This is a genomic window from Bradyrhizobium sp. cir1, from assembly GCF_014198245.1.
GTDB lineage: Bacteria > Pseudomonadota > Alphaproteobacteria > Rhizobiales > Xanthobacteraceae > Bradyrhizobium.
On record NZ_JACIHE010000021.1, the window covers coordinates 56,011 to 79,091 of the forward strand.

25 protein-coding genes and 1 tRNA gene are annotated in these 23,081 nt (G+C 65.0%); 8 read left to right on the forward strand and 18 right to left on the reverse strand.

Going from position 1 to position 23,081, the window contains the following annotated elements:
* The first annotated feature begins 97 nt into the window (after positions 1-97).
* The 4 genes from GGD63_RS31380 to GGD63_RS31395 all read left to right on the forward strand — a co-directional run bounded on the left by GGD63_RS31380 (position 98) and on the right by GGD63_RS31395 (position 3,582).
* On the forward strand, positions 98-1,486 hold the full coding sequence (locus GGD63_RS31380) for an MFS transporter (RefSeq protein WP_183247798.1): 1,389 nt from the start codon (positions 98-100) through the stop codon (positions 1,484-1,486).
* A complete protein-coding gene (locus GGD63_RS31385) occupies positions 1,483-2,592 on the forward strand; it encodes an NAD(P)/FAD-dependent oxidoreductase (RefSeq protein ID WP_183247799.1) in 1,110 nt (369 codons plus the stop codon). Before GGD63_RS31380 ends, GGD63_RS31385 begins: the two co-directional genes overlap by 4 nt.
* A complete protein-coding gene (locus GGD63_RS31390) occupies positions 2,589-3,116 on the forward strand; it encodes a hypothetical protein (RefSeq protein WP_183247801.1) in 528 nt (175 codons plus the stop codon). The genes GGD63_RS31385 and GGD63_RS31390 overlap by 4 nt, the downstream gene beginning before the upstream one ends.
* 388 nt (positions 3,117-3,504) lie before the next feature.
* Positions 3,505-3,582 (forward strand) — tRNA-Pro (locus GGD63_RS31395).
* Positions 3,583-3,646: 64 nt separating this feature from the next.
* Here the strand turns inward: GGD63_RS31395 and GGD63_RS31400 are convergent.
* From GGD63_RS31400 to GGD63_RS31425, 6 genes are all read right to left on the reverse strand, one after another.
* Positions 3,647-4,225, reverse strand: coding sequence for a MerR family transcriptional regulator (locus tag GGD63_RS31400; RefSeq protein ID WP_183247803.1), 579 nt, complete (start codon positions 4,223-4,225; stop codon positions 3,647-3,649).
* A gap of 24 nt (positions 4,226-4,249) precedes the next feature.
* Positions 4,250-4,591, reverse strand: coding sequence for an integration host factor subunit alpha (locus tag GGD63_RS31405; protein WP_026311906.1), 342 nt, complete (start codon positions 4,589-4,591; stop codon positions 4,250-4,252).
* A gap of 134 nt (positions 4,592-4,725) precedes the next feature.
* Positions 4,726-5,706, reverse strand: a complete 981-nt coding sequence (locus GGD63_RS31410) for a beta-ketoacyl-ACP synthase III (protein ID WP_183247806.1) — start codon at positions 5,704-5,706, stop codon at positions 4,726-4,728.
* Positions 5,703-6,764: a phosphate acyltransferase PlsX gene (gene plsX / locus GGD63_RS31415; RefSeq protein WP_183247808.1), complete on the reverse strand. Its 1,062-nt coding sequence runs from the start codon at positions 6,762-6,764 to the stop codon at positions 5,703-5,705. Before plsX ends, GGD63_RS31410 begins: the two co-directional genes overlap by 4 nt.
* 300 nt (positions 6,765-7,064) lie before the next feature.
* Entirely contained in the window at positions 7,065-7,634 is a 570-nt protein-coding gene (locus GGD63_RS31420) for a DUF177 domain-containing protein (RefSeq protein WP_183247809.1), read from the reverse strand.
* Positions 7,631-8,182: a ubiquinol-cytochrome C chaperone family protein gene (locus GGD63_RS31425; protein ID WP_183247811.1), complete on the reverse strand. Its 552-nt coding sequence runs from the start codon at positions 8,180-8,182 to the stop codon at positions 7,631-7,633. The genes GGD63_RS31420 and GGD63_RS31425 overlap by 4 nt, the downstream gene beginning before the upstream one ends.
* A gap of 98 nt (positions 8,183-8,280) precedes the next feature.
* On the opposite strand from GGD63_RS31425, the gene GGD63_RS31430 reads away from it, so the two are divergent.
* A complete protein-coding gene (locus GGD63_RS31430; protein ID WP_183247812.1) occupies positions 8,281-8,766 on the forward strand; it encodes an outer membrane protein assembly factor BamE in 486 nt (161 codons plus the stop codon).
* 96 nt (positions 8,767-8,862) lie between these two features.
* Complete coding sequence (locus GGD63_RS31435) at positions 8,863-9,876, forward strand: tripartite tricarboxylate transporter substrate binding protein (protein ID WP_312013449.1); 1,014 nt, start codon at positions 8,863-8,865, stop codon at positions 9,874-9,876.
* A gap of 192 nt (positions 9,877-10,068) precedes the next feature.
* On the opposite strand, the gene GGD63_RS31440 is transcribed toward GGD63_RS31435, so the two are convergent.
* The 12 genes from GGD63_RS31440 to GGD63_RS31495 all read right to left on the reverse strand — a co-directional run bounded on the left by GGD63_RS31440 (position 10,069) and on the right by GGD63_RS31495 (position 20,961).
* Positions 10,069-12,183: a sodium-translocating pyrophosphatase gene (locus GGD63_RS31440; protein WP_183247814.1), complete on the reverse strand. Its 2,115-nt coding sequence runs from the start codon at positions 12,181-12,183 to the stop codon at positions 10,069-10,071.
* Positions 12,184-12,516: 333 nt separating this feature from the next.
* Positions 12,517-13,515, reverse strand: coding sequence for a thiamine-phosphate kinase (gene thiL / locus GGD63_RS31445; RefSeq protein WP_183247816.1), 999 nt, complete (start codon positions 13,513-13,515; stop codon positions 12,517-12,519).
* Between the two features lie 176 nt (positions 13,516-13,691).
* Complete coding sequence (nusB, locus tag GGD63_RS31450) at positions 13,692-14,189, reverse strand: transcription antitermination factor NusB (protein ID WP_080136999.1); 498 nt, start codon at positions 14,187-14,189, stop codon at positions 13,692-13,694.
* A gap of 4 nt (positions 14,190-14,193) precedes the next feature.
* The gene (gene ribH, locus GGD63_RS31455; RefSeq protein ID WP_183247817.1) at positions 14,194-14,685 is read right to left on the reverse strand and encodes a 6,7-dimethyl-8-ribityllumazine synthase; all 492 of its coding nucleotides are present in this window, start codon (positions 14,683-14,685) and stop codon (positions 14,194-14,196) included.
* A gap of 182 nt (positions 14,686-14,867) precedes the next feature.
* Positions 14,868-15,476, reverse strand: coding sequence for a riboflavin synthase (locus GGD63_RS31460; protein WP_183247820.1), 609 nt, complete (start codon positions 15,474-15,476; stop codon positions 14,868-14,870).
* A gap of 1 nt (position 15,477) precedes the next feature.
* Positions 15,478-16,626, reverse strand: a complete 1,149-nt coding sequence (gene ribD, locus GGD63_RS31465; RefSeq protein WP_183247822.1) for a bifunctional diaminohydroxyphosphoribosylaminopyrimidine deaminase/5-amino-6-(5-phosphoribosylamino)uracil reductase RibD — start codon at positions 16,624-16,626, stop codon at positions 15,478-15,480.
* A complete protein-coding gene (gene nrdR / locus GGD63_RS31470) occupies positions 16,623-17,105 on the reverse strand; it encodes a transcriptional regulator NrdR (protein WP_011087793.1) in 483 nt (160 codons plus the stop codon). The genes ribD and nrdR overlap by 4 nt, the downstream gene beginning before the upstream one ends.
* A gap of 15 nt (positions 17,106-17,120) precedes the next feature.
* Positions 17,121-18,419: a serine hydroxymethyltransferase gene (gene glyA / locus GGD63_RS31475; protein ID WP_183247824.1), complete on the reverse strand. Its 1,299-nt coding sequence runs from the start codon at positions 18,417-18,419 to the stop codon at positions 17,121-17,123.
* A gap of 269 nt (positions 18,420-18,688) precedes the next feature.
* On the reverse strand, positions 18,689-18,910 hold the full coding sequence (locus tag GGD63_RS31480; protein ID WP_183247825.1) for a hypothetical protein: 222 nt from the start codon (positions 18,908-18,910) through the stop codon (positions 18,689-18,691).
* 37 nt (positions 18,911-18,947) lie between these two features.
* Entirely contained in the window at positions 18,948-19,184 is a 237-nt protein-coding gene (locus tag GGD63_RS31485) for a hypothetical protein (protein WP_183247827.1), read from the reverse strand.
* 198 nt (positions 19,185-19,382) lie between these two features.
* A complete protein-coding gene (gene ldtR / locus GGD63_RS31490) occupies positions 19,383-19,901 on the reverse strand; it encodes a transcriptional regulator LdtR (protein ID WP_018320040.1) in 519 nt (172 codons plus the stop codon).
* Positions 19,902-20,457: 556 nt separating this feature from the next.
* The gene (locus GGD63_RS31495) at positions 20,458-20,961 is read right to left on the reverse strand and encodes a DUF6163 family protein (protein WP_183247829.1); all 504 of its coding nucleotides are present in this window, start codon (positions 20,959-20,961) and stop codon (positions 20,458-20,460) included.
* Between the two features lie 123 nt (positions 20,962-21,084).
* Between GGD63_RS31495 and hemB the strand changes: the two genes are divergently transcribed.
* Positions 21,085-22,146 carry a porphobilinogen synthase gene (gene hemB / locus GGD63_RS31500; protein ID WP_183247894.1) on the forward strand — a complete coding sequence of 354 codons (1,062 nt, stop codon included), beginning with the start codon at positions 21,085-21,087 and terminating at the stop codon, positions 22,144-22,146.
* 299 nt (positions 22,147-22,445) lie between these two features.
* Positions 22,446-22,988, forward strand: a complete 543-nt coding sequence (locus GGD63_RS31505) for an RDD family protein (RefSeq protein ID WP_026312241.1) — start codon at positions 22,446-22,448, stop codon at positions 22,986-22,988.
* The last annotated feature ends 93 nt before the right edge of the window (positions 22,989-23,081 follow it).

Sequence of the window (23,081 nt, forward strand, 5' to 3'; positions counted from 1 at the left end):
TGCATAAACTGTGCATGCACGGCCGATCCTATCACGGGCGCCGTGCGATGCGAGGGCGACTGCCGGGCCGTTTTCGCGCAAGCAAAGGATCTCGTCCATGAGCATCACTGCCCAAGGGCTCGTTGCCCGAATCGACCGGCTACCTCCCTCCGGCTTCCATATCCAAGTTCTTATCATTGCTGGTCTTTCGCTGTTCTTCGACACGCTGGACACAGCCGTCACCGGCTTTGCCTTCGCAGCTTTTCGGACCGAATGGAACCTCGGCCCGCTCGCTCTCGGCGTCAGCTCGGCGATCGGGCTGAGCGGCTACCTCCTCGGCTCCGTCCTCGTCGGCTTCGTCGCCGACCGGTTCGGGCGCAAGGCCGTCATGACCTGGAGCCTGGGCCTCTACTCGCTGTTCTCGGCGTCCCGCGCGCTCGCGCCCGGCATCGAGGTGTTCTGCCTGCTGAATTTCTTCACGTGGATCTTCGTCGGCATGGAGAGCTGCGTGGTGCCGCCTTATCTGGCGGAGCTGTGGCCCTCGCGGCTGCGCGGCCGCTTCAACGGCTGGATGATGGCCTTCTTCGCGATCGGCATCGCCCTGTCCCCGGTTTGGGCGCTCCTGCTGATCCCGACAGTCGGCTGGCGCTGGACCCTCGCGCTCACCTTCCCGTTCGCACTGCTGATCGGCCTGATGCGGTCCTTCCTCCCCGAGAGCCCGCGATGGCTGGTGAGCCAGGGCCGCGCCGAGGAAGCCGAACGGATCGTCGCATCAATCGAAGCGCAGGTGGCCCGCTCGAACGGCGGCACTCTTCCACCTGTCGTTCCGATCCCGGCGCCCGTCACCCGTCCGGTCAGCCGGCGCGAGATCGTCGCGCCCGCCATCCTGCCGGTGACGATCATGCTCTGGATGGTGTGGTTCACCGAGTACGGCGTTCTCTACACCTTCCAATCCGTGCTTCCGACGTTGCTCGCCATGGACGGTTTCTCCATCGTGCGATCGACCGAGTTCACGGTCGTGATCTTTTCCGGCTTCATTCCCGGCTATATCGGCGCGGGCTACTTCCTCGATCTCGTCGGCCGAAAATACTGGCTGATGATCTGCTTTGCAGGGGTCGGGATCTCCAGCACGCTGTTCGGCCTCGCGAATACGCCCGTGACGATCATGGCCTGTGCATGGTTCACCGCCTTCTTCCTCGGCAACGGTTCGACCTGCATCTACACCTACACGCCCGAACTTTATCCGACCGAGATTCGGACGACCGCGATGGGAATGGCTTCGGCCTGGGGCCGCGTCGGCGGCATCCTCCTGCTGCTGGCGTTCGGCATCTTCGCGGTGCTGCACGGACGGCTCGCGCTGTTCCTGGTGAGCGACGGCCTGCTGATCGCCAGCATCATCGTGGTGGCGCTGGTCGGCCCCAACACGAAAGGCAAGACGCTCGAGGCGGCGTCGTCGGCACGCGACGTTGCAGCGCGGGCAAACGCCGTTGAGGCACCGGCCGAATGACGCGGACAGCTCTGATTGCCGGGGCCGGCTACGCCGGCCTCGCAGCGGCGGCCGTGCTCGCGCGTGCGGGATGGCGCGTCTCCGTGTACGAGGCCGATCCCGAGCCAAGAAGCGTCGGCGCCGGACTCTATGTGCACGGTTTCGTCCATGACGCCCTTCGCAAGACCGGCGCCTACGACGATTTCATGCGTGGGGCATTCAAACCTGCCGCGCATTGCGTCTACATCGACGGCGCGCGGCAATCGAATGCGTCCACGGAAGGAAACATCGTCACCACGACCCGCGCGCTGCTTCATGTCGCACTGATCGATGCGGCAAGGCGCGCCGGCGTCGGCATCGTCGGCGGATCGCGGGCTGTGGCAGCTGATCCGAGCGGCATGCTGGTTCTCGCGGACGGCGCGCGGCTTCAAGCCGATCTGGTCATCGCCGCCGACGGCGTGCGATCGACCATCGCGAAAGCGCTGGACATTCCGATCACGCGCGTCGCGCACCAGGACGGCATCACGCGGATCCTCCTCGATCGCGACGGCCTGCGCGACGACAAATGGAACAGCATCCACGACTACTATGATTACCGGGGGCGTCCCCTGCGGGTGCTCTACACGCCGTGCGGCCCGGATGCCTTCTATTTCTGCCTGATGGCCCCCATCACCGATGCCGAAGCGACGTCCGTTCCGATTGCCGGTGTGCTCTGGACCGCGCGATTTCCGGATCTCGCACCGACCTTGCGGCGGGTCGGCAATGCAGGCCGGCACGACCGCTACGCAACGACGACGCTCTCGACCTGGTCGAAGGGACGCGCGGCGATCGTCGGCGATGCCGCCCACGCGATGCCCTCGAGCCTCGGGCAAGGCGCCGGCGTCAGCATCGTCAACGCCGTCGCGCTCGCGGAGGCCGTTGCCCACGCCGGCGACATCGATGCCGCGCTCGGCAACTGGGAAGCTGCCATGCGCCCGATGGTCGAGGGATGGCAACGCCGGGTCGAAGATGTCGCAAGCCAACGCAGCCTCAGCCGTGCCGTTCGCCCGAGCGAGCAGCGGCTCGTCGAGCTCTCGTCCGAGGATTCGGATCGCAAACACGCAAGACAAGAAGGGACCACCGCATGACGCTCGTTCCAAGCACATCCTGGTACACGGAGATCATCGCAGCTGTCGACCAGCAGCAGGCCGGCATCAGGGATCATCTCGGTCGCCCCTGGGCGCAGCATTTCGAGCGCGTGGCGCTCCGCCTCATCTTCCGCAAGCCCGACGCGACCCGCGCCCATATCGAAGCTGCCCTCCTGCACGACGCGATGATGGAGCGTGGCGGCGGACGCGAGATGCTCGATGCTCTCGGGGTCAGCCGGGAAGCCCGCGAGATCATCGAGATCCAGACTCCGCCTCCGAACGCGGATTACTACCGCAGCTTCCAGGATGTCGGCCCCGCCGAATGCGCGATCTATCTCGACTACATCCGCAAACTCTGCGCCTCCGGCAATCAGGCCGCGATCCAGATGAAGCTCGCCGACATCACCGATACCATCGAAGCCTGCCGTACTGGGCGAACGCCCCTGCTGATCGATCAGTTCGTCAATCGCTACGAGCCGAGCCGGAAGCTGCTCGAGCAGGCGTTGGGATCGGAGCTGGGCTGAGGGAGAGCACCGCCGGTGGCCGGGTGCGATGGTTGCCGCAAGGAGACGCGTAAGACCTTTATGACCGGCAGCCTTCATGTGCGTCAGCGCGGTCGAGGCGGTGGCGTACTGACCCACGCTGCATGATGACATCATGCGCCCGTTTTGCCCGATGGGTCAAGCCGATTTCGGAAAAACATCACTCAGCATCGGAAAAGCATTATCCAGCAACGGCATCGCTACTGTGCATGGGGTTGTTTTCGGCATTTTGATCTGCTGGCCACCACGGCAGCCACCCGCCACGCTTTTCGCTGCCTTCGTGGGCAGTTCCAGGGCTGTGGGCGGGGACGCCAAAATGCTGCGACCTCGCCTTGCGCATCGCGCCGATCCTAGCTAATGGAACGACGTTCGGAGCGTGGCGCAGCCCGGTTAGCGCACTAGTCTGGGAGACTAGGGGTCGGAGGTTCAAATCCTCTCGCTCCGACCATTTTTCTCAAAGCATCGGTCGGGTGAATGGACGGTCGGGATAGGCCCATATGCGCAGCCCGCCCCTACCCGTCCTTCAGCGCCTGGTCCAGCATCTCCCGGCAGGCGACGAGGTCGGCGAGGGCCCGGCCCAATCGCTCCCGGTCCAGCGCGCTGGGGCCGGCCGGTGCGGCGGGGGCGCCGCCCTTGCGGAAGGTGGTGAGGATCTCCTCGTCGTCGACCTCCGTGAAGCGGAAGTCGATGCCTTCCTCCTCATTGCCCTGGTAATCGTCATCGTCGGCGTCAGTGGTGCCCTTGATGGGGGCCTCGTCGTCGGGCTCGATCAGGCTCGCGCCGATGGCGTCCTCGATGGCCCCGAACGAGACCGCGGCCGCGCCGTCGGCGAGGCCCTGCACCGACTTGACGCCGTGCTCCTTCAGGATCCGCTGCACCCCGCGGATGGTGTAGCCCTCCCCGTAGAGCAGCCGGCGGATACCCTTGAGCAGGTCGACGTCGTCGGGGCGGTAATAGCGACGGCCGCCGCTGCGCTTCATCGGCTTGATCTGGGAGAAGCGGGTCTCCCAGAACCGCAGCACGTGCTGCGGAATGTCGAGTTCCTGCGCTACTTCGCTGATGGTGCGGAACGCATCCGGCGCCTTGTCCAAATGCCTGATCCCCTTGGAGCGCGCTTACGCCTCCGGTTGAACCTTGCTGCCGTCGCCGTTGGTGCGGTGCTGCGCGTTGATCCGCTGCTTCAGGATGGCCGACGGCTTGAACACCATGACGCGGCGCGGCGAGATCGGCACCTCGGTGCCGGTCTTCGGATTGCGGCCGATACGCTGGCCCTTCTTGCGCACCATGAAGGAACCGAACGAGGACAGCTTCACCGTCTCGCCCTTCTCCAGGCAGTCGGTGATCTCCTTCAGCACGAGTTCCACGAACGCAGACGACTCCGTCCGCGACAGCCCCACCTTCTGGTAGACGGCTTCGCAGAGATCGACACGCGTTACGGTTTTACTTTGATCGGTCATCGCCCTGCCCCACATCACGGCGAACAATTGTTGTCTGAAATTATGAGGTTACGATACGGCGGTCAACAGCGCTCATCAATGCAGACGCATCGATAATCCGCGCTGATTCCGGCAAAATTTTATCGACTGTGGCGCTACCAGCGCACCAGCGCGGAACCCCAGGTGAAACCGCCGCCCATCGCTTCCAGGAGGACCAGGTCGCCCTTCTTGATGCGGCCGTCCTTGCGCGCCACCGCCAGCGCCAGCGGGATCGAAGCGGCAGAGGTGTTGCCGTGACGGTCCACCGTCAGCACCACTTTCTCCGGCGCGATATGCAGCTTGTGGGCGGACGCGTCGATGATTCGCTTGTTGGCCTGGTGCGGCACGAACCAGTCGATAGCATCGGCATTGAGCCCGGTCGCCTCGAAGGCATCGACGATCACATCGGTGATCATGCCGACCGCGTGCTTGAAGACTTCGCGGCCTTCCATGCGCAGATGGCCGACGGTCTGGGTCGAGGACGGTCCGCCGTCGACGAACAGTTTGGCCTTGTGGCGGCCGTCGGAGCGCAGATGCGTGGTGACGACGCCGCGGTCGGTCGCGGCATTGCCCGGCTGCTCCTGCGCCTCCAGCACCAATGCGCCGGCGCCGTCGCCGAACAGCACGCAGGTGCCGCGGTCATTCCAGTCGAGGATGCGCGAGAAGGTCTCGGCGCCGATCACCAGCGCGCGCTTGTAGGCGCCGGTGCGCAGGAAATTGTCGGCAGTGGCGAGCGCGAACACGAAGCCCGAGCACACCGCCTGAAGGTCGAAGGCCGCGCCATGGTTGATACCGAGGGCGTGCTGCACGGCGACCGCCGTTGCAGGGAACGTGTTGTCCGGCGTCGAGGTCGCCAGCACGATCAGCTCGATCGACTGTGCGTCCACACCGGCGTCGCTGAGCGCCGCCTGCGCCGCCTTGATGGCGAGGTGCGAGGTGAACTCGCCCTCGGCCGCGATGTGACGTTCGCGAATGCCGGTGCGCTGGACGATCCACTCGTCGGAGGTGTCGATACGCGCCGCCAATTGGGCGTTGGTCACCACCTGCTCCGGCAGGTAGGAGCCGCAGCCGAGCACGACCGAACGAATCTGAGTCACGAAACATCCTCCGGCGCAGGCTGCACGGAACTGAGTGCACCACCCTCGCGGTTGAGCATCTGATTGATCTTGTTCAGGAGATCGAATTTGACCATGTCATAGCCAACATCGATCGCGTAGGCAAAGCCTTCGGCATTGATTCCGCCATGGCTCTTGACCACGACACCCTTCAGCCCCAGGAACACGCCGCCATTGGACTTGTTGGGGTCCATCTTGTCGCGCAGGGCCTGGAAGGCATTGCGGGCGAAGAGATAGCCGAGCTTGGACAACCAGCTCCGCTGCAGCTCGTTCCTGAGCAGTTCCGCCATCTGCCGTGCGGTTCCCTCGGCGGTCTTGAGCGCGATATTCCCGCTGAACCCCTCGGTCACGATCACGTCGGCCAGCCCCTTGCCGATGCCGTCGCCCTCGACGAAGCCGATATAATCGAGCTCCGGCAGGTTCCGCGCGCGCAGGATCTCGCTGGCCTCGCGGATCTCCTCATGCCCCTTGATCTCCTCGGCCCCGATGTTGAGGAGGCCGACCGTGGGCCGTTTCTTGTTGAACAGCACGCTCGCCATCGCTGCGCCCATGACGGCCAGCGACACCAGATGGTGCGCATCGCCGCCCAGGGTGGCGCCGAGGTCGAGCACGACGGACTGTCCGCGCTTGGTCGGCCATATCGCGGAGATGGCCGGGCGGTCGATGCCGGGCAGCGTGCGCAGATGGAAGCGCGACATCGCCATCAGCGCGCCGGTATTGCCGGCGGAGACCGCGACATCGGCCTCGCCCTTCTTCACCGCGTCGATGGCCAGCCACATCGAGGAGGTCTTGCGGCCGCGCCGCAGCGCCTGGCTCGGCTTGTCGTGCATGCTGACCGCGACGTCGGTATGGATGATCTTCGAGGCGGCCTTGAGCTGGGGATGCCGCTCGAGCTCGGGCTCGATCTTGGCCCGGTCCCCGACCAGCAGGAACTCGGTGTCGCGATGCCTGCCAAGCGAGATGGCGGCGCCCGGAATGACCACGGCGGCGCCGTCGTCGCCCCCCATGGCGTCAAGCGCGATGCGAACCTTGCTGGGCATGAAAGTCCTGGAAACCTGGTCTGGTGCGGTCTTGAACAAGCGGGGCCGCAAATGGGTTCGCCATGCTTGGACATGGCGACCGGCCAAGCGCCACGCCGCACCCGGACCGGGGCGCGACAATAGCGTTTTGTTATCCCGAAACAACCTCTTGCCCCCAGCCTTTTGCTTTCCGGGCGATCCGGTGGCGGGCCGGCGAATTGGCTGGAAACATATAGAAATCAAACAGATAAATCAAACTTTCAAACCACTGCCACAGACGCCTCCAGCGCCGTAACAAGCGGTCTTACGGGGAATCGGCAGCTACTGGTCCTTTTTGTTGTCCTGAAGCGCCTTCAGGGCGGCGAACGGGTGATCCTCCGGATCGGGGGCGGTGACCTCCGCCTCGAACACGGCGCCCTCCTTGCGCGGATAGGGATCGATCGCCAGGAACAGGGCATCGGTGGCGAGCCGGCCGAGGTCGATGACGCCATTCATAATGGCCTCTGGCGGATCGACGACCTCCGGCGGTCCCTCGTTGTCCTGCCCCTCCTCGATCAGGTCGGCCAGCCGGCGCGCCTCGGCCTCGGGGGCGAACGTCAGGTCCACCTCCTCGTCGATCTCGCTCTCGATCGGATCGAGCGTGACCACGCAGGTCTGGCCGACCCGGGCGCGGATCTGCCCCGTGACCTGGATCCGGCCGCCGCTCTTCGGCACGACGTCGAAGCTGGCGTGAGCGGACAGAATCTCCCGGAGGCCTGCGAGCTCCGCCATGGCCTGCCGCTCGGCAGCCGATGCCTCGAGCTCGCGATGCAGGCCGGTGTCGGGGATCTGCGCCACGATGACGGGCGCGCGCCAGGGATCGGGCGAGGATGTGCTGCTGGGTCGACTCATGGCGTGACACCCTCCCTGAACGCCGGGGGAAAATTGAAGGACGCACCAAGCAGTGCGGCCTCGCCGGTCCGGCCGAGATCGGCCTCGGTGGCCCTGGCATAGGCCGCGAGCTGCCGAGCCTGGTCCGGACCTGCGCCATTCAAGATATTCTTGCAGATCGCCGCCGCCAGCGCCTCGTCGCCGCCGTCCATGGCCTGGTCATAAGCCTGGACGCGGCCGTAGAAGGCCTCGCCGAAGGCCCGCATCCGCTTCGGCACGGTCTGGTCGCCCACGCCCATCTCACGCAGATTGTCGTCCATGTCCTCGCAGAAGCGATCGAACAGCGCCTGCGACAGCTCCGTGGCGCGCTGGACCGTGCGCAGGCGGCGCAGCAACAGCCACAGATGCAGCAGCAACAGGTCGAAACGCCCGTTAACCGTATCCGGCACGCCCAAGTCGCGGTAAAATATGGGTTCTCGCGCCTGCGTCACGATCATGCCATAGATGGCTTCAATGGTGCCCGGCGGGGCTAGCCGGGGTTTCCTGAAGTGATTGAACGGCCAAAGCATTGTGGTTTCCGCAAGCGGGCGCGCGCGTGTTGCATTCAGAGCCTCTGCCCGGTACTTCAGCGCCTCACGCGACGCAAGGGGACGGAATCAGTTCCGCTATGACGATAACGAACCAGACTGGCCTGCGCGCGGACAAGCGGCGCGGCCTTCATGCACGCTGGCGCGGGTTGCGCCTGGCGGCTGCTGCGGCCTTGGTCGGCGTGGCGCTTGCGGGCTGCACCGGCGAGCAATTCCAGAAGGGCTACATCCTGCCGCCCGGTGCGCTGGAGCAGATTCCGATCGGCGCGAGCCAGGACCAGGTGCTGATCGTGATGGGTACGCCCTCTACCGTCGCGACGCTCGATGGTGAGGTTTTCTACTACATCTCGCAGCGCTCGGAGCGCATGGTCGCCTTCATGAACCAGAAGGTGGTCGATCAGCGCGTCATCGCGATCTATTTCGACAAGAACCGGCGCGTGCGCCGGCTGGCGAATTACGGCCTTCAGGACGGCAAGATCTTCGACTTCATCAGCCGCACCACGCCGACCTCGGGCCAGGAGATGAGCTACCTCGCGCCGATCTTCAAGCTGCTCAGTTTTAACTGAGCCTTCAGCCTGCGGCGTCGTGCCGCTGGTCGCGACTTGCCGTTGCGCAACGGGTTCCCTACGCTCCCAGCAAAACAAGAAGCTGGGAGTGGATTCGTGTCCGAGAAACTTCAGAAAACTTTGTTGTCCCGCCGTCGCGTGCTTGCCGGCGCTGCCGGCCTGTCAGCCGCAGCGATCCTGCCGCGATCGAGCCTGGCGGACTGGAAGCCCACCGAGAACGTCCGCCTCGTCGTACCGGCTGCGGCCGGCGGCTCGACCGATGTCATGGGCCGGCTGCTGGCCGCCCATCTGCAAACTGCCTGGGGCCAGTCGGCCGTCGTGGAGAACCGCTCCGGCGGCGGCGGCACGATCGGCACCGCCGAGGTGGTCCGCGCCAAGCCCGATGGTCACACCATCCTGGTCGGCAACCCCGGTCCGAACGCGATCGCCTACAGCATCTTCAAGAACCTGACCTACAAGCCGGACCAGCTCCAGCCGGTCTCCAACATGATCCGGATCCCGAATATCGTGTCGGCCCATCCGAAGACCGGCATCAAGTCGGTCGCCGAGCTGATCGCGTACCTGAAGGCCAATCCGGACAAGCTCAGCTACGCCTCCTCCGGCGTCGGCCAGAGCCCTCACCTCACCGGCGCCTGGTTTCTCCAGCTGACCGGGCTGAAGATGACGCACATCCCGTTCCGCGGCGCAGGGCCCGCGCTCCAGGCCGCGCTCGCCGGCGACATCCAGATCCTGTTCGACAATCTCTATCCGAGCCTGCCGCAGGTGCAGAACGGCACGCTCAACGGTCTCTGCGTCACCACGACCGAGCGCAGCGACCTCGCGCCGAACCTGCCGACCATGCGCGAGAGCGCGCCGGAGCTGGCTAATTTCGACATATCGTCATGGTTCGCGGTGTTCCTGCCGAAGGGGGTGCCTGCCCCCGTCCTCGAGGCGCTCAATCTCCAGGTGAAGGCGATGCTGGAGCGCGACGACATCAAGAAGCAGATCGCCGCCATGGGCGCCCGCGCCGATTACGGCACCCCGCAGCAGTTCGCCGCCTTCGTGGACGCCGAGACGAAAAAGTTCGCCGGCATCATCCAGAAGGAAGGGCTGCAGATGGATGTGCAGTAGGCGTTCAACTGAACACTACTGCCTCCTTCGTCATTGCGAGCGCAGCGAAGCAATCCAGACTGCCTCCACGGAAAGACACTGGATTGCTTCGTCGCAAGAGCTCCTCGCAATGACGAGTGAGAACATACAACCCATCAAACAAAAACCCCGCGGCTCGCGCCGCGGGGTTTTGTCTTGTCTCGTCGTCGCCGCTCAGTGCGCCAGGATCGCCAGCAGCAGCAGGGCCACGATGTTGGTGATCTTGATCATCGGGTTCACCGCGGGGCCCGCCGTGTCCTTGTAGGGATCGCCGACAGTGTCACCGGTGACGGCGGACTTGTGGGCATCACTGCCCTTGCCGCCGAAATGGCCGTCCTCGATGTACTTCTTGGCGTTGTCCCAGGCGCCGCCACCCGACGTCATGGAGATCGCGACGAACAGGCCCGTCACGATGACGCCGAGCAGCATCGCGCCGACGGCAGAGAATGCCGCCGACTTGCCGGCCGCGCCGCCGCCCGCGATCGCGTAGATCAGAAAGTACACGACGATCGGCGACAGCACCGGCAGCAGCGAGGGGATGATCATCTCCTTGATCGCCGCCTTTGTGAGCAGGTCCACCGCCTTGCCGTAATCAGGCTTGTCGGTGCCCTGCATGATGCCCGGCTTCTCGCGGAACTGGCGCCGGACCTCCTCGACGATCGCGCCGGCCGCACGGCCCACCGCGGTCATGCCCATCGCGCCGAACAGATACGGCAGCAGGCCGCCGAACAGCAGGCCGACGACGACGTAAGGGTTGTTGAGCGAGAAGTCCGGAGCGACGCCGACGAAGTACGGGGTCTTGTTCGCGACGAAGAACTTAAGGTCTTCGTTGTAGGCGGCGAACAGCACGAGGGCGCCGAGACCGGCAGAGCCGATCGCGTAGCCCTTGGTCACCGCCTTGGTGGTGTTGCCGACCGCGTCCAGCGCGTCGGTCGACTTGCGCACCTCCTTCGGCAGGCCCGCCATTTCGGCAATGCCGCCGGCGTTGTCCGTTACCGGACCGAAAGCGTCGAGCGCGACGACCATGCCGGCCAGCGCCAGCATGGTGGCGGTCGCGATCGCGATGCCGAACAGGCCGGCCAGGCTGTAGGTGATCAGGATGCCGGCGATGATCACGATCGCGGGCAGCGCGGTCGCCTCCATCGAGACGGCAAGGCCCTGGATCACATTGGTGCCGTGACCGGTCACCGAGGCCTGGGCGATCGACTTCACCGGACGATAGTCGGTTCCGGTGTAGTATTCGGTGATCCAGATGATCAGCGCGGTGACGACGAGACCGACCACGCCGCACTCGAACAGCGCCATGCCGGTGTAGTTGACGCCGTCGAGCTTGCCGAAGCCGATCAGGGCGTAGATCACGCCGGCGATGCCGATCAGTGACAGGATGCCGGTTGCGATCAGGCCCTTGTAGAGCGCCCCCATGATCGACTGGCTCGGCCCGAGCTTGACGAAGAAGGTGCCGATGATCGAGGTGATGATGCAGATGCCGCCGATCGCGAGCGGCAGCGTCATCATGTTGGCGAGGATCGGCGTCTTGGCGAAGAAGATCGCCGCCAGCACCATGGTGGCGACCGCGGTCACCGCATAGGTCTCGAACAGGTCCGCGGCCATGCCGGCGCAGTCACCGACATTGTCGCCGACATTATCGGCGATGGTCGCGGGGTTGCGCGGATCGTCCTCGGGGATGCCGGCCTCGACCTTGCCGACGAGGTCACCGCCGACGTCCGCACCCTTGGTGAAGATGCCGCCGCCAAGACGGGCGAAGATCGAGATCAGCGAGGCGCCGAAGCCGAGCGCCACCATGGCGTCGACCACGGTGCGGCTATCGGGCGCGAGCTTCAGCGAGTGGACCAGGAAGCCGAAATAGAGGGTCACGCCGAGCAGCGCGAGACCCGCCACCAGAAGCCCGGTGATGGCGCCCGCCTTGAAGGCGAGCTCGAGGCCGCCAGCCAGCGACGTCGTCGCAGCCTGGGCGGTGCGCACATTGGCACGGACCGAGACGTTCATGCCGATGAAGCCTGCGGCGCCGGACAGGACGGCGCCGATGGCAAAACCGATCGCAACATAGAGGCCGAGGAAATAGGCAAGCAGCACGAAGATGACGATGCCGACGATACCGATCGTGGTGTATTGGCGCCGGAGATAGGCCTGTGCGCCTTCGCGCACCGCAGCTGCGATCTCCTGCATGCGCGGCGACCCCGCATCCGCGCCCAACACCGAAGACGTCGCCCAAATCGCGTAGACGACGGAAAGCACTCCGCAGAGCACTATCAACCATAATGCTGTCATGTGATTTTTGCCTCAGATCCTTGATGTACCCCCGGCGCCTTTTGTTGTCCGTCGTGCGGTGCGGCGCCTTGATTTTGAACAAAGCCGCCCCTTTCCCGAAGGGGCGGCTCCAGTCGGTCACAAGCTTGCCAAAATCAAATTGAGGGTGCAACGCCGGATGAGGCCGAAAAGACCGATCTCGGCAGGTATTTAGGCCGGTCCCGAGAACTAAGATGCCGGTTTGGAGCGATTCCTAAAGCATGATTCGGAAAAGTGCGAAGCGGTTTTCCGGAAAGATCATGCGCAAACAACAACCTAAAGCGCGATGACGATTCATCGAAATCTCATCGCGCTTTAGAAGTGGCTGTAGGACAGCCGCTTCAAGGTCAGCTCTCGCCCCTGCCCGTCCAGGAAGCGTGGGCGCTCCCGGCCCGCGACGATCGTGCCGATCGCGGCGACGGAAACGCCCGCCGCCCGACCGGCTGCGATCAGCGCATCGCTTTGCGCCGGCGGAACAGTGCACAGGACCTCGTAATCGTCGCCTCCGGCCAGCAGCGTCTCAACGCAAACAACGTTGCGGGCGACGAGGCTTGCTGCAGTCGCCGAAAGCGGCACGCTCACCACATCGATCGTGGCCGAGACGCCAGACGCCGCACAGAGTTTGGTCAGATCGCCAGCAAGGCCATCGGAGACGTCCATCGCGGCCGACGCATGGTCGCGCACGGCCCGGGCCAGCACATTGCGCGGCTGCGGCACGCGATAACGTGAGACCAGGGCATCCCTTGCAGCAGCATCCGACGCCAGCGCCGCAGCCGCGGCGCCACCAGTGAGCACGTCGAGACCGAGCGCGGCATCGCCGATCGTGCCCGTCACCAGGATGCGGTCGCCGGCCCTAGCGCCGGTGCGGCCGACCATCCGTCCCTTCGGCACGCGGCCGAAGGCGGTGATCGAGATCATCTGCGGTCCCGGGGTCGAGACCGTGTCGCCGCCAAGCAGCGGACAGGCGAACGTTTTCGCATCCTCGCCGAGCGCGTCCGCAAACGGCCGGAGCCAGGAGTCTTCCTTGCTGCGCAACGCCAGCGTCAGCACGAAGCCGGCCGGCACGGCGCCCTTGGCGGCGAGATCGGACAGATTCACCCGCAGCGCCTTGCGTGCGATGGTGTCCGGAGGATCCGTGGCAAGATAATGCACGCCCTCGACCACGGCATCGGTGGTCACGACGATATCGTCGCCGGATGAGGACAGGATCGCGGCGTCGTCGACCAGCCCGAGCGCACCGGGATCGGTCGCCAGCGGCTTGAAATAGCGCGCGATGAGAGCGTCTTCGGCGGAGGGATTGTACGGGTCTGCCATCAGAGTCAGCCCCACCATCCACTGTCATCGCCCGGCTCGACCGGGCGATCCAGTATTCCAGCGACGTTCGTGACATATCGATGGGCCGCGGCGTACTGGATGCCCCGCCTTCGCGGGGCATGACACCGGAGTATGGGGCAGCAGCATCGCATCAATTCACCGCCCTGCGTCCCGTCCTACCCTCGCCCGAACTCGTCGCCACGAAACTGGCGGCCGATCTGGTCGAGCACGGCGTTGACCATGCCGGTCTCCTCGCGATCGACGAAGGCATTGGCGACGTCGACATATTCGGAGACGACGACGCGGCCCGGCACGTCCTTGCGGTGCTGGAGCTCATAGGCGCCTGCCCGCAGCACCGCGCGCAGGATCGCCTCGATCCGCTTCAACGGCCAGCCCTTCGACAGCGCCTCGTCGATCAGAGGATCGAGCTTCTTCTGGTCGCGCACGACGCCGGAGACGACGTCGCGGAAGAAGGCGGCTTCCGCCGGCAGATAGGTGTCGCCCTCGACCTCGTTGCCGAGCCAGTGGCTCTCGAACTCGGCGAAGATGTCGTTGATGCCGGCGCCGGCAATGTCCATCTGGTACAGCGCCTGGACGGCCGCGAGCCGCGCCGCACCGCGCCGGTTCGCCTTCTTCTCGTTAAGCCCCGCCGGCTTCTTGGTGTTGTCGGCCATGGCTTCAGGCCCGCGCCAGGCGGCGTTTGATACGCAGCATCGCAAGCGCCGCGCGCGCGGCGTCGCCGCCCTTGTTGAGCTCGCTGGCGCGCGCCCTCGCCCAGGCCTGCGCCTCGGTGTTGACGGTGAGGATACCATTGCCGAGCGGCAGCTTTCGCGCCACGGCGAGATCCATCAGCGCGCGCGAGGATTCCTGCGAGACGATCTCGAAATGGATGGTGTCGCCGCGGATCACGCAGCCAAGCGCGATCACCGCGTCATAGGGTTTGCCGTTCGCCGCTGCGGCATCGACCGCGATGGCCACCGCCGCCGGGATTTCCAGCGCACCGGGAACCGTGATGACGTCATGCGTCAGACCGGCCGCCTTCAGTTCAGTCACCGCGCCGTCGAGAAGCGCGTCCTGGAGATCGTCATAGAACCGCGCCTCGACAATCAGCGCCCGTGCGCCGGAAATGTCGGTCTGGTCCTTCAGGGGTGCGCGCCGCGCGTCTGCCATCGTTCAATCCGTTTCGAAAGGGGTCGGCGCTATGTAGTCGCCGCAGGTCCGTAAGCCAAGTTAGAAACTGTCATTCCGGGGCGATGCGCAGCATCGAACCCGGAATCTCGAGATTCCCCGGTGCGCAATTGCGCACCTGTGGTCTGGTCCTGCGGACCATCCCGGAATGACGGCATCGCCGGTCACTTCATTTCCGTCAGCCGCGCCGCGTAGCGGGCCATCAGATCGACCTCGATATTGACCTCGGCGCCCGCCTTCCAGCCGCCGATCGTCGTGACCGTCAGCGTGTGCGGGATGATCAGCACCGAAAAGGTCACGTCTGCAACCGTATTGATCGTCAGCGAGACGCCGTCGAGCGTGATCGAGCCCTTGGTGGCGATGAACCGCGCCAGCTCCCGCGTCGTCGAGAGCACGAACCGCGCCATGTCGGGCAAATCTTCGCGGCTGACAATGGTTGCAATGCCATCGGCATGGCCGGCAACAATATGCCCGCCGAGCTCGTCGCCGATCTTCAGCGCGCGCTCGAGGTTGAGCTTCGTCCCCACCTTCCAGTGCTTTGCCGTCGTCAGCGCCAGCGTCTCGGCCGCGGTATCGACATCGAACCAGGTTTTGCCGCCTGCGACGCCGGAAGCAACCACCGTCAGGCAAACGCCGTTGCAGGCGATCGAGGCGCCGTCGGCGATGGTGGTCTGGTCGTAGCTGCAGGCGATGCGCAGCCGATGCAGCTGGCCCTGCGCCGTCGGCGTGAAGCTGACGATCTCGCCGATATCGGTGACAATGCCGGTGAACATGTTAGGCGCGCTCGTAGATGGTGAGAGTATCGTGGTCGAATGTCTCGCTAGCATGAACCTTGTAGGCCTGCGACTGCGTGATTTTCGACAGGGGCAATGCATCGAGCGCATCGACGCCGCCCTCGCCGACCGCTTCCGCCCCGCGGAACAGCCAGATCTCGTCGACGAGATCGGCCGCGACGAACGAAGCGGCAACGCGGCTGCCGCCCTCGACCATCAGCCGCGTGATACCTTTCTCCGCCAGCGCATGCAGCACGGCCGGCAGATCGAGCCCGGATGCACTGCCCGGCGGCATGCGCATGATTTGCGCACCAGCCGCGCCAAGGCGCGTCGCGGCGGCCGCTTCCGCGAGCTCGGAGGCGATCACCCAGAGCGGCGTCTCGCGCGCGGAGCGAACGAGCTGGCTCGAGGTCGGAACACGCAGGCTCCGATCGAGCACCACGCGCACCGGCGAGCGCGCCGCCATGCCCGGCAGACGGCAGGTCAGCATCGGATCGTCCGCCAGCACCGTGCCGATGCCAACGAGGATGGCGTCGCTCTGTGCGCGGAGCAGATGCACGCGATTGCGTGCCGCCTCCCCCGTGATCGCGACTGGCTTGCCGCCGGCTCCGCCGATCTTGCCGTCGGGCGAGACTGCGAGCTTCAGGATTGCATGCGGCCGCTTGTCACGGATGCGGCGAAAATGGCCGGCGTGGTCGAACGCGGCCTCTGCCGCGCAAAGACCGACATCCACATTGATGCCGGCGGCGCGCAAGCGCGCATGGCCCTGGCCCGCCACTTCCGGATTGGGATCCTCGATCGCCGCCACCACGCGCTTGATGCCGGCGGCAATCACCGCATCGGCGCAGGGCGGCGACTTGCCGAAATGCGAGCACGGCTCGAGCGTGACGTAGAGCGTGGCGCCCCGCGCCGCATCGCCCGCGCGCCGCAGCGCTTCGGGCTCGCCATGCGGGCGCCCGCCCGCTTGCGTCCAGCCGCGGCCAACGATGAGGCCATCCTTGACGATCACGGCGCCCACGGCCGGGTTGGGCCAGGTGCGCCCCTGCCCGCGCCTACCCAGCGAAAGCGCAAGCTCCATGAAGCGGCGGTCGGCGTCCTTGGCCTCGCGGGCCTTCTGCGCGAACTGATCCTCCAGGATGCGGAAGATCATTTGCGGATCGCGGCGAGCCGCGCTTCCTCCTCACCGGAGAGCTCGCCGAGCACGTCGGCGAAATCCTTGGCCTCGCGGAAATTGCGGTAGACCGAGGCGAAGCGCACATAGGCGACGTCGTCGAGCGTGCGCAGATGCTCCATCACGGTCTCGCCGATCACCTCGGACGAGATTTCGGCCTCGCCGCCGGTCTCGAGCTCGCGCACGATGGTGGAGACCATCTTTTCGACCCGCTCCGGCTCGACCTGCCGCTTGCGAAGTGAGATCTGCACCGAGCGCATCAGCTTGTCGCGATCGAACGGCACGCGGCGGCCGTTGCGCTTGATGACGGTGAGCTCGCGCAACTGGACGCGCTCGAAGGTGGTGAAGCGGAAATTGCAGGCGACGCACACGCGCCGCCTGCGGATCACGGAAGAGTCCTCGGTCGGACGCGAGTCCTTTACCTGCGTATCGAGACTGTTGCAGTTCGGGCAGCGCATCCGTTTGCCTTGGCCTTACTGATAGATCGGGAACCGGTCGGTGAGCGCCTTGACCCGTTCCTTGATCGCGGCTTCCACCAGCGGCGCCTTGCCGTCGTCGGACTGCGCGATCGCGTTGAGAACCTCGGCGATCATGCCGCCGACCTGCTGGAATTCGGCAACGCCAAAGCCGCGGGTGGTCGCGGCGGGAGTGCCGAGACGCAGGCCCGAGGTGACGAAGGGTTTTTCGGGGTCGAACGGAATGCCGTTCTTGTTGCAGGTGATGGCCGCACGGACCAGCGCCTTCTCCGAGACGTTGCCCTTCAGGCCCTTCGGCCGGAGATCGACCAGCATCAGATGGTTATCGGTGCCGCCGGAGACAATATCGAAGCCGTGGCTCTTCATCGCCTCGGCCAGCGCCTTGGCGTTCTCAACGACGTTCTTGGCATAGACCTTGAAGTCCGGCCGCAGCGCCTCGCCGAAGGCAACGGCCTTCGCCGCGATCACGTGCATCAACGGGCCGCCCTGCAGACCCGGGAAGATCGCCGAGTTGAGCTTCTTGGCAAGCGTCTCGTCATTGGTGAGGATCAGGCCGCCGCGCGGACCGCGCAGCGATTTGTGCGTCGTGGTCGTGGTGACATGCGCATACGGCACCGGCGAAGCATGCACGCCACCGGCGACCAGACCGGCGAAATGCGCCATGTCGACCAGGAGGTACGCGCCGACGCTGTCGGCGATCTCGCGGAAACGCTTGAAGTCCCAGGCGCGCGAATAGGCCGAGCCGCCGGCCACGATCAGCTTCGGCTTGACCTCTTCAGCCTGCTTCTGGACCGCGTCCATGTCGATGATCTGGTCCTCGCGGCGCACGGTGTAGTGCGCGGCCTTGAACCACTTGCCGCTCATGTTGACGGGCGAGCCGTGGGTGAGATGGCCACCGGCCGCAAGGTCCAGGCCCATGAAGGTGTCGCCGGGCTGGAGCAGCGCCAGAAACACCGCCTGGTTCATCTGGCTGCCGGAGTTCGGCTGCACGTTGGCGAAATTGGCGCCGAACAGCTTCTTGGCGCGATCGATCGCGAGATTCTCGGCGACGTCGACCCACTCACAACCGCCGTAATAGCGCGCGCCCGGATAACCCTCGGCGTACTTGTTGGTCATCACCGAACCCTGCGCTTCCAGCACGGCCCGGCTGACGATGTTCTCGGAGGCGATCAGCTCGACCTCATGGCGCTGCCGGCCGAGCTCGCCCCTGATGGCGGCGGCGATGTCCGGGTCGGCCTGCTCGAGCGAGGCGGTGAAAAACGAATCGGGCGCGGAGGCGGTTTTTGCGAGGGTCATCTTGCGAATATCTCCACCGCCGCAGCCTTTTGGCGGGCTACGGGCGGGTCTGGTGTGGCGATCGGAAGCACGCGCGATCTACCACATCGCCCGCCCCCGGCCAAGCATTTGCGGGTCGGGCCTGATATTTATGCAAGATATGGTGGGGATCGGGGGTTTGAGCGGCGGGGCGGTTCTCTGGAACCGCTCCCGCTCCAATTCTCCCGGAAGAGGCCGTTTTGGACCTTAAAGAGCCAGGGGCCCCTGGGGCGAGAGTGGTCGGCTCCCTCTCACAGCCCGGTATAGCCGGCCTTCACGGGGTCCACGCTGCCGTCGAGCTGGCGCAAATAGGTCAGGCCGCAGACCGTCAACCTGTGCGGGTCCCTCTCGCCCGCCTCCATCAACGTATTGATGTAGGTCGTCACCTTCTCCCGTGCCTCCTCGCTGGCCGCCGCGGTGCGGTTGGCGAGCAGGTCATAGGTCTGCATGATTCGGTCGATGGCAGCTTCCATTGCACCCTCTAGTTCTTCCGAATTGCGGGAATTTTGATCAGGCAACCGCGCGGACCTCGGATTGCGTCTCGAACCACGTGATCGCCTTGTTGGCGAGCCTGATCTTGTTGAATTCGCCGTGCTGGAGCAGCTTGATGATGATCTCGAGCAGGCGTTCGTCGGTGACGAGCGTGTCGGGGATTGCGCCGGAGCGGCGGAGATAGTTCGCGGCGATGGCATAGGCATCGCTCACGAGTTCGACGTTCATAGCCTGCAATCCGCGCCCGCCCGCCATTGCATCCTCCGATCCAGAGGATTAACGGCGACGCCGGGACCTGGTTCCGCCCCGATCGGACATTTTTTCGCACTGCAAAATGGCAAAACGCACCGGTCCGGGGGCAACTCCGGGCCGATGCGTTTGGGGGAAGTCAGGCACGTTCGGGAGGCTTGCCGGTCTTGTTGTCGGGCCGGCTTGGCCTTGATCCCTTGGAACTCAGAGGCGGTACAGGATCTGGTCGGTCCAGAACCGCTCGAGACGGTGCAGCGACTTGTTGAGCGTGGAGAACTCCTCGCCCGAGATGCCGCCGACCTGCTCGACCGTCTTGACGTGCTTCTGGTAGAGCGCGTCGACGATGCGGCGGACTTCCTGGCCCTGCGGGGTCAGGCGGATGCGCACCGAGCGGCGATCAACGCGCGAGCGCTGATGATCGAGGAAGCCGAGCTCGACGAGCTTCTTCAGATTGTAGGAGACGTTGGAGCCGAGATAGTAGCCGCGCGTGCGCAGCTCGCCGGCGGTCAGCTCCTTGTCGCCAATGTTGTAGAGCAGCAGCGCCTGCACCGAGTTGATGTCGGCGCGACCGCGGCGATCGAACTCGTCCTTGATGACGTCGAGGAGCCGGCGATGCAGCCGCTCCACCAGAGTCAGAGCTTCCAGATAGAGCGACTGCACCGAACCCTGCTGGCCGGAGACGCGCTCTGCGGTATCTGCCGCAGTTGCGACGGCTTTCATCATGACACTTCCCCTGTTGTCGTTTTTATCGACACTTATTCGACGAAACTTGTGTCCCGTCCGATAGGTGCAACTTAAGGGGCTCGTTTGAAGATCGGCTTAAATAAGAGAATAAAGAGATCATGAATTTAAGACAGTGAATTGCGGATTAAGCCTGTCCCACAAGGACTTTTCGCAACCGTCTGTTGACCTTCGCAAGGTCCTGTTCACCCTCCGTCCGCCGCAACTGTCGCATTCCAGAACAGCCCCGCCCCGTTTCGAAACGGGCGCGTAACAGCTGTGGCGGAACAGACTGGTCAATGAAAACTTACCGCAAATTTGAGGCAACCAACGGTCAACCAATCGCAACACTCTCGTGTCCCGGACAAGATGCAGCGCGCAGCGATGCATCGCAGAGCCGGGACCCAAGAAAGCCGCAAACGAGATCGCGGAGAGCGGAGAGATGGGCCCCGGCTCTGCAACGCATCACGCCTGACTGGACGATGCTTCGCATCGCCAGGGGCGTGCTGCATTGCGTCCGGGGCACGAAAGTATCTTCGATATCGGCGAAGACGTCGCGCTACGGCGGCCGTTCGCGCGCGGCCATCCAGGCGAGCGCCAGATAGGCGGCGAGCATGAAGACCTCGACGCCGACCACGACCAGGCTGCCGCCGTAGATTCCCGGGAACATCAGCTCGATCACCGCCATCGACACCACGGTGGTCAGCCACACCACCGCGCCCCAGGGCGTGGCCAGCCAGAGGCCGACGGCGGCGACGAGTTCGATCACGGCGAAGTAGACGGTCGCGGCCTGCCAGGCCATCGCCTGGTTCTCGAACGCCTCGTCCTCGCCGCCGACGAAGCCGGTCACCTGCGCCCAGTGATAGAGGCCCTTGAGGATCGAGAGCAGCGCCATCACCCGCAGGAACAGCACGAGCCGCCGCGTCCAGACATTGTCGTCGGACTCAGGCCGCTCCGACGAGATCGCCGCCACCGAGAGTGCGCTCTCTCTGGCATTGTCTCGGGCAGCGTCCCTGGCACCGGCGCCGTCACGGGCCGCATCGCGGGTGGAGATCTCGGACATAGGCCCCTTCTGGCTGCTTCGGCCCACAAAATCAATCGGCTGCCATCCCTTGCGGCAGGTCAAGCCGCGGTGACGGGAACCATGCGAGCTGGTATAAGAATAATTCCAGCCGGAGGAAGAATGATGGCGATCAAATACGGACGTCCGATCGAATTGCGCGAGGTGTCGCGCCGGGATGGCGGAGCAGCCTCCCCTGCCCTCGATCTGACCGTCCGCCCGCGCCGCAACCGCAAGGCCGAATGGGCCCGGCGGATGGTGCGCGAGAACGTCCTCACCACCGACGATCTGATCTGGCCGCTGTTCCTGATCGACGGCAACAACAAGCGTGAGCAGGTCGCCTCGATGCCGGGCGTCGACCGGCTCAGCGTCGACCAGGCGGTGCGCGAGGCCGAGCGCGCGATGAAGCTGACCATCCCCTGTCTCGCGCTGTTTCCCTACACCGATCCCTCCTTGCGCGACGAAGAGGGCTCGGAAGCCACCAATCCGAACAACCTGGTCTGCCAGGCGGTGCGCGCGATCAAGAAGGAGTTTCCGGACATAGGCATCCTCTGCGACGTCGCGCTCGATCCCTTCACCAGCCACGGCCATGACGGCCTGATCTCCGACGGCAAGATCCTCAACGACGAGACGGTTGCGGTGCTGGTGCGCCAGGCCTTGGTGCAGGCCGAAGCCGGCTGCGACATCATCGCCCCCTCTGACATGATGGACGGCCGCGTCGCCGCGATCCGCGAGGGACTGGACCGCGCCGGTCTGCTCGACGTGCAGATCATGGCCTATGCGGCCAAATACGCCTCCGCCTTCTACGGCCCGTTCCGCGACGCGATCGGCTCGGCCAAGACGCTCACCGGCGACAAGCGCACCTACCAGATGGACAGCGCCAACACCGATGAAGCGCTGCGCGAGGTCGAGCTCGACATCGCCGAGGGCGCCGACATGGTGATGGTGAAGCCCGGCATGCCCTATCTCGACGTCGTCCGCCGCGTGAAGGACACCTTTGCGATGCCGACCTTCGCCTACCAGGTCTCCGGCGAATACGCGATGATCGCGGCGGCGGCCAACAATGGCTGGCTCGACGGCGAACGTGCGATGATGGAAAGCCTGCTCGCCTTCAAGCGCGCCGGCGCCGACGGCGTGCTGAGCTATTTTGCGCCGAGGGCGGCGGAGAAGCTGCGCAGCCAAGGGTAGGCGCACACTGCCTCTCCAACGTCGTCCCGGCGCAGGCCGGGATCCATACCGCGTGATCTATCGATAGCGCGCGGTGTGAGTCCCGCCGAGGGATCAACTGGCCAAACTCCTCCCTGTGGTTATGGGTCCCGGCCTGCGTCGGGACGACAGTGATGTTTGTTGCGCCAATGCGGCCCTCGCCACCAACCCTCCGCCCCCGAATCGCCGGAATATTTCGGCTTGCTACCGCCCGCGCGCCCTTGGCACGGGGATGGCCTGTTCCCATGTCCTGCGATGGGGCTTCGCTGGGAGAACGGACCATGTCGTACGACTCGGGTAATTCAGGCGCCTGGCGCAACGACGGCGCCGTGCAACCGCACGCGTATGATCCCTATCTCCACCCGGAACTGTTCCGGGGCGTCGCGACGCGGCGGGTGTTCGCCTTCCTGATCGACATGGTCGTAATCTCGGTGCCGGTGATCCTCGGCTACATCTTCATCGCGCTGTTCGGCGTGGTCACGCTCGGCATCGGCTGGGCGCTGTTCTGGCTGGCCTGGCCGGCCTCCGTGATCTGGGCCATCGTCTATTACGGCGCCTGCATCGGCGGTCCGTCCTCGGCGACGATCGGCATGCGGGTCATGGATCTGGAGCTGCGCACCTGGTACGGCGCGCCCGGCTATTTCGTGCTCGGCGCCACCCATGCCGTGCTGTTCTGGGTGACGGTGTCGTTCCTGTCGCCCTTCGTGGTGCTGGTCGGCCTGTTCAACGGCCGCCGGCGCCTGCTGCACGATTTCGTGCTGGGAACGGTCGTGATCAACAATTCCGTCCGGGCGCCCGTGCCGCAAGGCGCAAGGACCTACTGAGAACCGGGTGATCAAGAACCTATCAACCAGGACCGACTAAGCTGACGCATCTGACCTGCCGAGCAGACCAATTGACCGAGAGCTTCCGTAGCG

What these genes read in the sequence shown, in the direction of transcription:
- GGD63_RS31380 (WP_183247798.1), top strand. Translation starts at nt 98, where the DNA reads ATGAGCATCACTGCCCAAGGGCTCGTTGCCCGAATCGACCGGCTACCT.
- GGD63_RS31385 (WP_183247799.1), top strand. Translation starts at nt 1,483, where the DNA reads ATGACGCGGACAGCTCTGATTGCCGGGGCCGGCTACGCCGGCCTCGCA.
- GGD63_RS31390 (WP_183247801.1), top strand. Translation starts at nt 2,589, where the DNA reads ATGACGCTCGTTCCAAGCACATCCTGGTACACGGAGATCATCGCAGCT.
- GGD63_RS31405 (WP_026311906.1), bottom strand. Translation starts at nt 4,591, where the DNA reads ATGACCGATCAAAGTAAAACCGTAACGCGTGTCGATCTCTGCGAAGCC.
- plsX (WP_183247808.1), bottom strand. Translation starts at nt 6,764, where the DNA reads ATGCCCAGCAAGGTTCGCATCGCGCTTGACGCCATGGGGGGCGACGAC.
- GGD63_RS31420 (WP_183247809.1), bottom strand. Translation starts at nt 7,634, where the DNA reads ATGAGTCGACCCAGCAGCACATCCTCGCCCGATCCCTGGCGCGCGCCC.
- GGD63_RS31425 (WP_183247811.1), bottom strand. Translation starts at nt 8,182, where the DNA reads ATGCTTTGGCCGTTCAATCACTTCAGGAAACCCCGGCTAGCCCCGCCG.
- GGD63_RS31430 (WP_183247812.1), top strand. Translation starts at nt 8,281, where the DNA reads ATGACGATAACGAACCAGACTGGCCTGCGCGCGGACAAGCGGCGCGGC.
- GGD63_RS31440 (WP_183247814.1), bottom strand. Translation starts at nt 12,183, where the DNA reads ATGACAGCATTATGGTTGATAGTGCTCTGCGGAGTGCTTTCCGTCGTC.
- thiL (WP_183247816.1), bottom strand. Translation starts at nt 13,515, where the DNA reads ATGGCAGACCCGTACAATCCCTCCGCCGAAGACGCTCTCATCGCGCGC.
- nusB (WP_080136999.1), bottom strand. Translation starts at nt 14,189, where the DNA reads ATGGCCGACAACACCAAGAAGCCGGCGGGGCTTAACGAGAAGAAGGCG.
- ribH (WP_183247817.1), bottom strand. Translation starts at nt 14,685, where the DNA reads ATGGCAGACGCGCGGCGCGCACCCCTGAAGGACCAGACCGACATTTCC.
- GGD63_RS31460 (WP_183247820.1), bottom strand. Translation starts at nt 15,476, where the DNA reads ATGTTCACCGGCATTGTCACCGATATCGGCGAGATCGTCAGCTTCACG.
- ribD (WP_183247822.1), bottom strand. Translation starts at nt 16,626, where the DNA reads ATGATCTTCCGCATCCTGGAGGATCAGTTCGCGCAGAAGGCCCGCGAG.
- nrdR (WP_011087793.1), bottom strand. Translation starts at nt 17,105, where the DNA reads ATGCGCTGCCCGAACTGCAACAGTCTCGATACGCAGGTAAAGGACTCG.
- glyA (WP_183247824.1), bottom strand. Translation starts at nt 18,419, where the DNA reads ATGACCCTCGCAAAAACCGCCTCCGCGCCCGATTCGTTTTTCACCGCC.
- GGD63_RS31480 (WP_183247825.1), bottom strand. Translation starts at nt 18,910, where the DNA reads ATGGAAGCTGCCATCGACCGAATCATGCAGACCTATGACCTGCTCGCC.
- GGD63_RS31485 (WP_183247827.1), bottom strand. Translation starts at nt 19,184, where the DNA reads ATGGCGGGCGGGCGCGGATTGCAGGCTATGAACGTCGAACTCGTGAGC.
- ldtR (WP_018320040.1), bottom strand. Translation starts at nt 19,901, where the DNA reads ATGATGAAAGCCGTCGCAACTGCGGCAGATACCGCAGAGCGCGTCTCC.
- GGD63_RS31495 (WP_183247829.1), bottom strand. Translation starts at nt 20,961, where the DNA reads ATGTCCGAGATCTCCACCCGCGATGCGGCCCGTGACGGCGCCGGTGCC.
- hemB (WP_183247894.1), top strand. Translation starts at nt 21,085, where the DNA reads ATGGCGATCAAATACGGACGTCCGATCGAATTGCGCGAGGTGTCGCGC.
- GGD63_RS31505 (WP_026312241.1), top strand. Translation starts at nt 22,446, where the DNA reads ATGTCGTACGACTCGGGTAATTCAGGCGCCTGGCGCAACGACGGCGCC.